13 protein-coding genes and 1 tRNA gene are annotated in these 10,187 nt (G+C 65.1%); 10 read left to right on the plus strand and 4 right to left on the minus strand.

What is annotated here, in order from left to right; genetic code table 11:
* The first annotated feature begins 9 nt into the window (after positions 1-9).
* The 8 genes from BT108_RS01640 (at position 10) to rlmD (ending at position 7,796) form a co-directional block, all read left to right on the plus strand.
* A complete protein-coding gene (locus BT108_RS01640) occupies positions 10-1,368 on the plus strand; it encodes an MFS transporter (protein WP_072292831.1) in 1,359 nt (452 codons plus the stop codon).
* A complete protein-coding gene (ssb, locus tag BT108_RS01645) occupies positions 1,368-1,841 on the plus strand; it encodes a single-stranded DNA-binding protein (protein ID WP_072292780.1) in 474 nt (157 codons plus the stop codon). The genes BT108_RS01640 and ssb overlap by 1 nt, the downstream gene beginning before the upstream one ends.
* 136 nt (positions 1,842-1,977) lie before the next feature.
* Positions 1,978-2,865, plus strand: coding sequence for a cysteine synthase CysM (cysM, locus tag BT108_RS01650; RefSeq protein ID WP_072292832.1), 888 nt, complete (start codon positions 1,978-1,980; stop codon positions 2,863-2,865).
* Positions 2,866-4,914, plus strand: coding sequence for a hypothetical protein (locus BT108_RS01655; protein WP_072292781.1), 2,049 nt, complete (start codon positions 2,866-2,868; stop codon positions 4,912-4,914).
* A 6-nt stretch (positions 4,915-4,920) separates the two neighbouring features.
* Complete coding sequence (locus BT108_RS01660) at positions 4,921-5,127, plus strand: hypothetical protein (RefSeq protein ID WP_072292782.1); 207 nt, start codon at positions 4,921-4,923, stop codon at positions 5,125-5,127.
* Positions 5,128-5,159: 32 nt separating this feature from the next.
* Positions 5,160-5,579, plus strand: a complete 420-nt coding sequence (locus BT108_RS01665) for a YdbL family probable chaperone protein (RefSeq protein WP_072292783.1) — start codon at positions 5,160-5,162, stop codon at positions 5,577-5,579.
* Positions 5,580-5,636: 57 nt separating this feature from the next.
* Positions 5,637-6,428 (plus strand): 3'-5' exonuclease, encoded by a 792-nt coding sequence (locus tag BT108_RS01670; RefSeq protein WP_072292784.1) that lies wholly within the window; start codon positions 5,637-5,639, stop codon positions 6,426-6,428.
* A 51-nt stretch (positions 6,429-6,479) separates the two neighbouring features.
* On the plus strand, positions 6,480-7,796 hold the full coding sequence (gene rlmD / locus BT108_RS01675) for a 23S rRNA (uracil(1939)-C(5))-methyltransferase RlmD (protein WP_072292785.1): 1,317 nt from the start codon (positions 6,480-6,482) through the stop codon (positions 7,794-7,796).
* A gap of 67 nt (positions 7,797-7,863) precedes the next feature.
* Here rlmD and BT108_RS01680 read toward each other — a convergent pair whose 3' ends face one another.
* A complete protein-coding gene (locus BT108_RS01680; protein WP_072292786.1) occupies positions 7,864-8,559 on the minus strand; it encodes a Bax inhibitor-1/YccA family protein in 696 nt (231 codons plus the stop codon).
* Between the two features lie 144 nt (positions 8,560-8,703).
* On the opposite strand from BT108_RS01680, the gene BT108_RS01685 reads away from it, so the two are divergent.
* A tRNA-Ser gene (locus tag BT108_RS01685) sits at positions 8,704-8,791 on the plus strand.
* A gap of 202 nt (positions 8,792-8,993) precedes the next feature.
* The gene (locus BT108_RS13725) at positions 8,994-9,146 is read left to right on the plus strand and encodes a hypothetical protein (protein WP_177257224.1); all 153 of its coding nucleotides are present in this window, start codon (positions 8,994-8,996) and stop codon (positions 9,144-9,146) included.
* A 98-nt stretch (positions 9,147-9,244) separates the two neighbouring features.
* Here the strand turns inward: BT108_RS13725 and BT108_RS01690 are convergent, their stop codons facing one another.
* From BT108_RS01690 to BT108_RS01700, 3 genes are all read right to left on the minus strand, one after another.
* Positions 9,245-9,577: a HigA family addiction module antitoxin gene (locus BT108_RS01690; RefSeq protein WP_072292833.1), complete on the minus strand. Its 333-nt coding sequence runs from the start codon at positions 9,575-9,577 to the stop codon at positions 9,245-9,247.
* 9 nt (positions 9,578-9,586) lie between these two features.
* Positions 9,587-9,880 (minus strand): type II toxin-antitoxin system RelE/ParE family toxin, encoded by a 294-nt coding sequence (locus BT108_RS01695; RefSeq protein WP_369816908.1) that lies wholly within the window; start codon positions 9,878-9,880, stop codon positions 9,587-9,589.
* Positions 9,881-9,892: 12 nt separating this feature from the next.
* The coding region (locus tag BT108_RS01700; protein WP_143142336.1) for a transposase at positions 9,893-10,187 on the minus strand (295 nt) is incomplete at its 5' end.

Raw genomic sequence — 10,187 nt, forward strand, 5'->3', positions numbered from 1 at the left:
CCCGAGAAAATGTCGCCGACCGAGGTGCGCGCCACCGCCGGGCTGGCCGGCATCTACGGATTGCGCATGTTCGGCATGTTCATCATCCTGCCGGTATTCGCGTTCTACGCCGAGCATCTCCCCGGCGGCGGCAGCTACACGCTGATCGGCATCGCCCTCGGTGCCTACGGGCTGACGCAGGCGCTCCTGCAGATCCCGTTCGGCTGGCTGTCCGACCGCATCGGGCGCAAGCCGGTGATCTACCTGGGGCTGGTGCTGTTCGCCGCGGGCAGCTTCGTGGCTGCGCTCGCCACCGACATCTACTGGGTGATCCTGGGTCGCGTCATCCAGGGGGCGGGCGCGATTTCCGCGGCGGTGATGGCGCTGGCGGCCGATCTTACGCGCGAGGAGCATCGCACCAAGGCGATGGCCGCCATCGGCATGACCATCGGCGCGGTGTTCGCACTGTCGCTGGTGATCGCGCCCGCGCTCGATCGCCTGATCGGCGTGCCCGGCATCTTCGCCATGACCGGCGTACTGGCGCTGGTGGCGCTGGGAGTGGTGTACGCGATTATCCCCGACCCGGTGGTCAGCCGCTTCCATTCGGATACCGGCGCCGCCTCGGGGCGTTTCAGCGGCGTGCTGAGAAACCCCGAACTGCTGCGTCTGGATTTCGGCGTATTCGCCCTCCACGCGGTGCTGATGGCGCTCTGGCTGGTGGTGCCCCTGTCGCTGCGTAATGCCGGGATGGCGGCCGATACCCACTGGCAGGTGTATTTTCCGGTATTGCTGCTCTCCATGGCGCTGGTGATCCCGGCGATCATCTACGCGGAAAAGAAGGCCAAGCTCAAGCCGGTGTTCGTCATTGCAGTGGCAGTGCTGATGGCCAGCCAGGGGCTGCTGGCATACACGTTCGAATCCCTGTGGGGAACGGCGGCGTCACTGCTGGTGTTCTTCGCCGCCTTCAATCTGCTCGAGGCGACCCTGCCCTCGCTCATCTCCAAGATCGCGCCGGTGGGCGCCAAGGGTACCGCCATCGGCGTCTACAGCAGCGTACAGTTCCTGGGCGCCTTCACCGGCGCCACCGCGGGAGGCTACCTGTTCCAGCATCATGGAAGTGCCGCGCTGTTTGCGTTCTGTGGCGCCCTGCTGGTGGCGTGGCTGCTGTGCGCCGCCACCATGAAGGCGCCTGCCGCCGTGCGCACCCGCATGTACCAGGTGAGGGAGATGGATACCGGCCGGGCCAGGGGACTGTCGCACCAACTGGCGGCGCTGCCCGGCGTGCACGAGGCGCTGGTGCTGGCGGGCGAGGGCGTGGCCTACCTCAAGGTGGACATGCGGGGTTTCGACGAGGAAGGGGTCGTTCAACTACTGGGAGGAGAAGCGTAATGGCATCGATCAACAAGGTCATACTCATCGGCAATCTGGGTAAGGATCCCGAGACCCGCTACATGCCGAACGGCGACGCGGTGACCAACATCACCCTGGCGACCACGGAAACCTGGAAGGACAAGAACGGCGAGAAGCAGGAAAAGACCGAATGGCATCGCGTCACCTTCTACCGCAAGCTCGCCGAGATCGCGGGCGAGTACCTGAAGAAGGGCCGCTCGGTGTACGTCGAGGGGCGGCTGGAGACGCGCAAGTGGACGGACAAGTCCGGGGTGGAGCGTTACACCACCGAGATCATCGCCAACGACATGAAGATGCTCGGCAGCCGTCCGGGCAGCGGCAGCTATGAGGGCGGGGAGCGGGAGGAAGGCGGCTACTCGCAGGGCTCGTCGGGCTCCTCCGGTTCGTCCGGCAAGCCGGCGCCCCGGAGCGGCACCGGCTTCGACGACCTGGACGACGACATTCCGTTCTGAAGGCACCCGTCACGCTTTCGAGGCACGCCCGATGCCGTGCCGTATGATGAGCTGCCGTACCGTACGATGAGCCTTTGCCGGTTCCGTATGCGATAATCGGGGATTGACTCCCGGCAACCGCGATCATCAGGCATTCATGTACAAGACCATAGAAGACCATGTCGGCAACACGCCGCTGGTGCGGCTCAAGCGTCTGCCGGGCAAGACCGGCAACGTCATCCTCGCCAAGCTGGAAGGCAACAACCCCGCAGGTTCCGTGAAGGACAGGCCGGCGCTGTCGATGATCCGCCACGCGCAGGCGCGCGGGGAGATCAGGCCGGGCGATACGCTGATCGAGGCGACCAGCGGCAATACCGGCATCGCGCTGGCCATGGCGGCGGCAATCATGGGCTATCCCCTGATCCTGGTGATGCCGGAACACCTGAGCGTGGAGCGGCGGCAGTCCATGAAGGCGTTCGGCGCGGAGATCATCCTGACTTCGGAGGAGGGCAGCATGGAGGAGGCGCGCGACGTGGCCGAGCGCATGCGCGACGAGGGCAGGGGGATCATCCTGGACCAGTTCGCCAATCCCGACAATCCACGGGCGCACTACGAGGGCACCGCGCCCGAGATCTGGAGCGGCACCGGGGGCAGCATCACGCACCTGGTCAGCAGCATGGGCACCACCGGCACCATCATGGGGTGCTCCGAGTACTTCAAGGAAAGGAATCCCGAGATCCAGATCGTCGGCGTGCAGCCGGAGGAGGGCGCCCAGATTCCCGGCATCCGCAAGTGGCCGGAGGCCTACCTGCCGAAGATCTACGATCCCGCGCGGGTGGATTGCATCCTCCAGGTCTCCCAGGCCGAGGCCGAGGACATGACGCGGCGCCTGGCGCGCGAGGAGGGAATCTTCGCCGGCATCTCATCGGGCGGTGCCCTGGCGGCCGCCCTCAAGATTTCCCCCGGCGTACGCGACGCGGTGATCGTGTTCATCGTGTGCGATCGCGGCGATCGCTATCTTTCCACCGGGGTATTCCCGGACTGAGTGTCCCAGGGATCCGCAGGCACCGATTCTTGGGCGGCAAGCCAGCTGCTCGTCGCATTCCTCGCAGTGTTCCTGCTGGCCTCCGCGCATGCCGCGCCCCGGATCAGCCTCTCCATCGACGACATCCGCAGCCCCATCCTGAGCGCCCGGGGAATACGCGCGGCGCTGACCGGTACGCGCGCGGCGCAATTGGAAATCACCCTGGACGAGATCACCGCGCAGGGCAGGGTCTGGCGCAACCTGCGCTTTTCCTGTCCCACGTTCCGGCTCGGGGAGCGGATCGACTGCGAGGGCGGCACCCTGCACCTGTCCGGCTCGGCGGCCATTCCCGCCGAGTTCAGCTATTCGTCCCGTGAGAAAACGCTGGATGCGCGGATCCGTACCGTTTCCGAGGGAGCGGGCGAGGATTGGCGGCTTGCCGCCCGCTGGGCCGGATCGGCATGGGAGGGCACGCTCACGGTCGCCAACGGCCAGGCCGCCCGCATCGCGGGGCTATTGCCGGACCGGGAGAAGGCGAGCCTTGCTTTCGTCAAGGGGGCGATCGACGGTACGATCCGGATACGCGGAACCGCCGCCGGCCCCGAGGGCATGGAAATCGGCCTGGCGGTGGCCGGGCTGGCGTTTGGGGATGCGAGCGGCCTGCACGCGGGCGAGGGCATCGATGCCAGGCTCGATGCTACCGCCGAACGCCAGGGCGGCGCATGGATGTGGCGGGCCGGAGCGGCCTGGCCTCGGGGCGAGGTATTCTGGCAGCCGCTCTACCTCACCGGCCGGGGGCACCGGCTGGATGCCAGCGGGCGCCTGGAGGGCGACGTCCTCCATCTGCTCGAAGGACGCCTCACCCTGGCGGGCGTGGGCGAAGTGCGGCTGGCGGGCGAGGCCGACTGGGCGAATGGTGTGCTGCGCGACCTCGACCTCCACACGGAGGATCTCGATCTGGCTTCCCTGTTCGAGCACATCCTCAAGCCTTTCCTGGCGGGCTCGTCCTTCGCGGGCCTGGGCGTGTCGGGCCGGGCCGGTGCCGGCTTGCGCCTGCGCGACGGCGCGCCGCAGCGCCTGGTCCTGGATCTGCGCGGCGCTGCGGTCGAGGACGAGCACGGACGCTTCGCCTTCCACGGCGTGGACGCGCGCATTCCCTGGCAGGCACAGGGAGTGTCGAGCGCCGACATCCGCGTGGGGGGCGGCCGCCTGGAGGGTGTCCCGCTGGGGGCGTTCCGCGTGCCGCTACAGATCGGCGGGGATGAGGTCTTCATCCCGCACATGATGGTACCGGTATTGGACGGCGAGTTCATCCTCAAGAATTTCCATGCGTCGCACGAGGCGGACGAGGATTGGCACTGGCAGTTCAGCGGGCGGCTGTCGCCCGTCTCGATGCAGAAGCTGACGGAGGCGCTGGGCAGCCGCCCCATGTACGGCACCCTCTCGGGCACGATCCCCAGGGTAAGCTACGCCGACCGCGTCCTGGGCATGGACGGCAGCCTCCTGTTCCGGGTGTTCGACGGCACCGTGGAGGTGCGCGGCGTGACGGTGCGCGACCCGTTCGGGCGGGCGCCCGCCCTGGAGGCGGACCTGGACATGCACGAACTGGATCTCGGCATGCTGACCAGCGTGTTCTCGTTCGGCAGCATGCAGGGCCGCGTCGACGTGGCGGTGCACGGCCTCGAACTGTTCGACTGGAAGCCGGTCAGGTTCGACGCCCGCGTCGCCAGCAGTCCCGGCAGCTATCCGCGCCGCATCAGCCAGGCCGCAGTGCAGAACATCTCCGCCCTGGGCGGATCGGGCGCCGCCGCCGCGATCCAGCGCAGCTTCCTGCACGTCTTCGAGGAGTTCGGCTACTCCCGCATCGGCTGGAGCTGCTCGCTGCGCAACGGCGTATGCGAGATGGGCGGCATCGCTTCCGAGCATTCCGACCAGGGCTATGTCATCGTCAAGGGCGGCGGAATTCCGGCGATTACCGTGATAGGCTATAATCGCAGCGTGGACTGGTGGGAACTGCTTGATCGCCTGCAGCGGGTCACCCAGGAAAACGTTCAACCCATCTTCAAATAGGACGCCATGAAGAAAATCTCCTTGCGTGCAGGCTTGCTGGCGTTGACGGGCACGGTGTTCTCGGGGTGCGTGACCATCAACATCTACTTCCCGGCGGCGGCGGCCGAAAAAGCAGCGGACAAGATCATCGAGGAAGTCTGGCAGCTCAAACCCGGGGAAGCCGGGCAATCCACGCCGCTTCCCGCTTCTCCCCAACCCTCCGCGGAACCGTAGCCGCCGCGGCCGTGACATGAAAGGTGAATCCCATGCGTAATCCAGTTCTTCAACTGATCGTGCTGCTGTGGCTCGCGGCGCCCCTGTTCGCCCGGGCGGCGGCCGACATCGAGATCAACACGCCGGTGATCGCGACCCTCAAGCAGAGCATGCAGCAGCGGCATGGCCAGCTGGAGCCGCACTACGCGGCGGGAGCGGTCGGATTGACGCGCGACGGGCTGATCGCCCTGCGCGACGCCAGCGTGCTGCCGCTGTCGGCGCGCCAGCCTGTCAACGCGCTCATCGCCGCCGAGAACCAGGACAGGAACGCACTCTACCGCGAGATCGCCCGCGCCAACGGCCATCCGGAATGGGAGGGCGACATCCGCTCCACCTTCGGCCAGCGCTGGATCGGACTGGCCCGGCCGGGATGGTGGTTTCAGGGTGCGGGCGGAGCGTGGACTCAGAAATAGGCCGGTTCCGTCCGCGACACGCCCTTTCCTCTCCCATCCGTTCGCGGCTTGCCTGACGTGGCGCCGATACTGGCCTTCGACATCGAGACGGTGCCGGACACGGAGGGCCTGCGCACCCTCCACGGCCTGGGCCCGGAGCTTGCGCCGGCCGACATCGCCGACATGGCGTTCCAGGCACGCCGCCAGGCCACGGGCAGCGACTTCCTGCCGCTGCACCTGCAGCGGGTGGTGGCCATCTCGTGCGTGCTGCGCGACGATGGCGGCTTCCGTGTCTGGTCGCTGGGCAGCGCCGCGGGCGAGACGGATACCGAGGCGGATATCGTGCGCCGATTCTATGAGGGAATCGACAAGTACACGCCGCAACTGGTCTCCTGGAACGGCGGCGGGTTCGACCTGCCGGTGCTGCATTACCGCAGCCTGATCCACGGCATACCGGCGCGGCGCTACTGGGAGACAGGCGATGACGACCGGGATTTCAAGTGGAACAACTACCTGAGCCGCTACCATACGCGCCATCTCGACCTGATGGACCTGCTGGCACTGTACCAGCCGCGCGCCAATGTGCCCCTGGACGAACTGGCGCGGCTGGCGGGATTCCCCGGCAAGTCCGGCATGGACGGCTCGCAGGTGTGGGACGCCTTCCAGCGGGGCGAGATCGGCGCGATCCGCCACTATTGCGAGACCGATGTGGTGAACACCTACCTGGTCTTCCTGCGTTTCCAGCTCATGCGCGGGATATTCGACGAGGCGCAGTACCGCCACGAATGCGAACTGGTGCGTGCCGTCCTCGGCAAGTCCCCCGATCCCCGCTGGCGCGACTTCCTCGCGCAATGGGCCGGGTCCGCATAGCCCGCGTCCCCGCACCGGCGCATTCCTCGCCATCCTGCGAGGGAAAATAGGATGGGTGCGCCCGTACTCGTCGAGTCCCTGGACCAGGAAGGCCGCGGGGTGGCGCACGCGGAGGGGAAGACCCTCTTCATCGAGGGCGCGCTGCCCGGCGAGGTGGTCACCTACGATTCCTACCGCAAAAAACCGGCTTTCGAGCTGGCGCAGGTGGGCCATATCTTCCGGCCCGGCGCCGCGCGCGTCGCGCCGCGCTGCCGCCATTTCGGGACGTGCGGCGGATGCAGCCTCCAGCACGTCGATCTGCGCGCGCAGGTCGCTGCCAAGCAGCGTATCCTCGAGGACGGCTTCCGGCACATCGGCAAGGTCGAGCCCGAGCTGATCCTGCCCGCCGTGCAGGGCACGGCCTGGCGCTACCGCCACCGCGCCCGGCTCTCGGTGCGCTACGTCGCCAGGAAGGGGGGGGTGCTGGTCGGCTTCCACGAGAAGCGCAGCAGCTTCATCGCCGACATGCAGGCGTGCGAGGTCATGCCCGAGCGCATCTCGCGCCTGATCGTGCCGCTGCGGGATCTGGTGGGGCGTCTTTCGATCTTCGACCGCCTGCCGCAGATCGAAGTCTCGCTGGGCGAGGATGTGGACGTGCTGGTGCTGCGCATCCTGGCCCCCCTCGTCGAGCAGGACGAAATCCTGCTGAAGGCCTTCGCCGACCGGCATGGCATCCAGTTCTTCCTGCAGGCCGAGGGCGACCCGCACACCGCCCGCCCCTTCCATCCCGAGGATGCACCCGAGCTGAACTATATCCTGCCGGAGTTCGGCATCGTCATGCCCTTTCACCCGACCGAATTCACCCAGGTCAACCCGGCCATGAACCGCGTGCTGGTACGGCGCGCGCTGGCCCTGCTCGACCCTTCCCCAGGGGAGCGCATCGCGGACCTGTTCTGCGGGCTGGGCAACTTCACCCTGCCGATTGCGCGGCAGGGGGCGCAGGCGTGGGGCTACGAGGGCAGCGCGGCCCTGGTGGCGCGGGCCGATGGGAACGCGCGGCGCAACGGGCTTGCGCAACAAGCACGCTTCACCGAGGCGAACCTGTTCGAGGTCGACGACGCCTGGATGCGGGCGCAGGGACATTTCGACGGCATGCTGATCGATCCCCCGCGCGAGGGTGCGGTCGCGGCGGCGTGCGCCCTGGACGAGGGCGCGGCGGCGCCCAGGCGCATCGTCTACGTATCTTGCAACCCGGCTACGCTGGCCCGTGACGCCGGCGTGCTGGTGCATCGGAAAGGATATGCGCTGAAGGCGGCGGGCATAGTGAACATGTTTCCCCATACCGCGCACGTCGAGTCCATCGCGCTGTTCGAGAAAAATGCCGCCTGAAGGCGGATGAGATAAACAAAAAAGGGCGGCCAAGGCCGCCCTTCTCGATCGGTGCTTCGAGGCTGCGTCAGTCGCGCTCGCCGGAGAATGCGAGCAACAGATGCAGCAGGCTCATGAACAGGTTGTAAAGGCTGAGGTAGACACCCATCGTCGCCATCACGTAGTTCGTCTCCCCGCCGTTCACGATGCGGCTGATGTCGAACAGGATGAAGCCCGAGAACAACAGCACCGCCGCAGCCGAGATCGCCAGCGAGACCGCCGGCACGGCGAAGAACAGGTTGGCGATGGAAGCCACGATCAGCAGCATCAGCCCCACGAAGAGGAAGTTCTGCAGGAAGCCGAAGTCCTTGCGCGTGGCCGTCGCGACCCCTGCCAGGGTGAAGAAGATCAGCCCCGTGCCCGCGGCGGCGGTGCCGACCAGCTGCGCGCCGTTGTTGAAGTGGAGCGCGTACTGCAGCATCGGCCCCAGCCACCAGCCGGCGACGAAGGTGAACAGGAACAGCAGCCCGATCCCCGCGATGCTGTTGCGCAGGGCGCTCACGCCGAACAGCAGACCCATCATGACCGCCAGCATCACCAGCGGCCCCATGATCGGCGACTGGGCCAGGAAGGAGAAATTCGTGCTCAGCCCCAGCATCGCACCGAAGAGCGTCGGGATCATGGTCAGGCCGAGCATCCAGTAGGTATTGCGCAGGACCTTGTTGCGAGTGAGCGAAAGCCCCGTCTGCGCGGTCGAGCCGGAATATCTCAGTTCAGGTTGCATGACGTCTCCTTGGTTGACTACGATTGACACCCATAAGACTACGCATCTTTATGAAAAGTTGCAATCGATATTGCCGTGTCGCGGACGGGGACGCTGGCGGAACGGAGGTCGAAACGGTATGATTTCAGGCCCGGTAGCGACATGGGAAGCGTGGCAGAGTGGTCGATTGCACCGGTCTTGAAAACCGGCAACGGGAAACCGTTCGTGAGTTCGAATCTCACCGCTTCCGCCACACAGTCCCCGGCTGGGCTTGAGTATGGTATGCGCTGCCGTTTGCCGCCAGTGTCTGAGGCAGCTGGAAACCTCGATCCCATGATCCCGATTTCGTCGGCCAGCATCTCGTGATCGGCGAGCTTCCGTGCGATTTTCGATACATGGCGGGCGCAGTGATTTAGCCCGTCGCTGCCACAGCCTCATTCCAGAGGGTAGCTATCTTGATACCTATCATTCGAAACAGCAAGCCCATTTCCTGGGATGGTCTGTTTGAGCTTTATGCCAAGAGCGATATACCAGATGATTTCATGGGGCCGGCCGACCGCAAGCTGCTGCCGCAAGATCGTGATCCCTTCGAGGGCTGCAAGGAATGAACGGCTACCTGCTCGACACCAATATTGCGAGTCACATCATCCGGGGTGACAGGCCCGCCATGAGCCAGCAGTTGGCGGCAAGCATGCGGCGCATCCGGTCAGCTCGCGGGTGGCACTCCAATGTTGCTCATGCCCTTGAACGGGCTCACCTTGATCTCGGCTTCACGCTTGCGCGCTTGGGCAATGTCGAAGCTGTTCTGCATCCGCATGAGCGTATCCATCGATATGCCGAAAGCTTTTTCTATCCTGAGCGCCATTTCAGATGACAAATGCGCCCGTTCGTTGAGCAACGTCGAGAGCGTTGCCCGCGTAACGCCCAGGGCCTTGGCTGCTGCTGTCACCGATAGACCCAGCGGGCCGATAATTTCATGGCGGATGAATCCGCCCGGATGAGCGGGGTTCTTCAACCGGATACCTGCAGTTGCGTTCATGGCCATCTCCTAGTGGTAGTCTTCATAGTTGAGATTGATGATCTCGATCTCGTCTGCGTCGATCCGAAACGTCATCCGCGAGTTCTTCGTCACGAAAAGACTCCAGGTGCCCTTGCGGTCGCCACTCAGCATATGAGTCTTCCAGCCTGGCACCATTCGAAATTCTTCTTCATGCTCCATGTCCTGGAGGAAAGAGACCATGCGACTGCACTTCTCAATGACCGCAGATGCACGACGGTAGCAGCATCCGGAAATAGCCTTGCGAAAAAAGGGGTAGATACTCTGTTCAGAGTCAACACTAATTCATGTTTTTGCTCATGCGGGAAGGGCATAGAAGCGTTGATTATCGAAGGGCTGGTCATGAGTGAGCATGCCGTGGATGGCATGCAGCAATTTACGCATGACAGCGCATACTCCTTGCAAAGGAGTCTTGCCGTTGCAGATCAGATGCTCGAAGAAGCCCTTCACGTATGGATCATGTTTCTTGGCGGACAGAGCTGGCAGATAGAGGGCACGGCGGATATGGCAGTTGCCGGCTTTGGAGATGCAGGCGCGCTTGTCCACGCTGGTTCCCGACTTGAAGTGACGGGGGTCCAGTCCTGCCGCCTTG

It is taken from the genome of Nitrosovibrio sp. Nv17 (genome assembly GCF_900119085.1).
Classification (GTDB): domain Bacteria; phylum Pseudomonadota; class Gammaproteobacteria; order Burkholderiales; family Nitrosomonadaceae; genus Nitrosospira.

Coding starts and splice junctions, on each gene's coding strand:
- BT108_RS01680 (WP_072292786.1), bottom strand. CDS start 8,559: ATGCAACCTGAACTGAGATATTCCGGCTCGACCGCGCAGACGGGGCTT.
- BT108_RS01665 (WP_072292783.1), top strand. CDS start 5,160: ATGCGTAATCCAGTTCTTCAACTGATCGTGCTGCTGTGGCTCGCGGCG.
- ssb (WP_072292780.1), top strand. CDS start 1,368: ATGGCATCGATCAACAAGGTCATACTCATCGGCAATCTGGGTAAGGAT.
- BT108_RS01690 (WP_072292833.1), bottom strand. CDS start 9,577: ATGAACGCAACTGCAGGTATCCGGTTGAAGAACCCCGCTCATCCGGGC.
- cysM (WP_072292832.1), top strand. CDS start 1,978: ATGTACAAGACCATAGAAGACCATGTCGGCAACACGCCGCTGGTGCGG.
- BT108_RS01660 (WP_072292782.1), top strand. CDS start 4,921: ATGAAGAAAATCTCCTTGCGTGCAGGCTTGCTGGCGTTGACGGGCACG.
- BT108_RS01640 (WP_072292831.1), top strand. CDS start 10: ATGTCGCCGACCGAGGTGCGCGCCACCGCCGGGCTGGCCGGCATCTAC.
- rlmD (WP_072292785.1), top strand. CDS start 6,480: ATGGGTGCGCCCGTACTCGTCGAGTCCCTGGACCAGGAAGGCCGCGGG.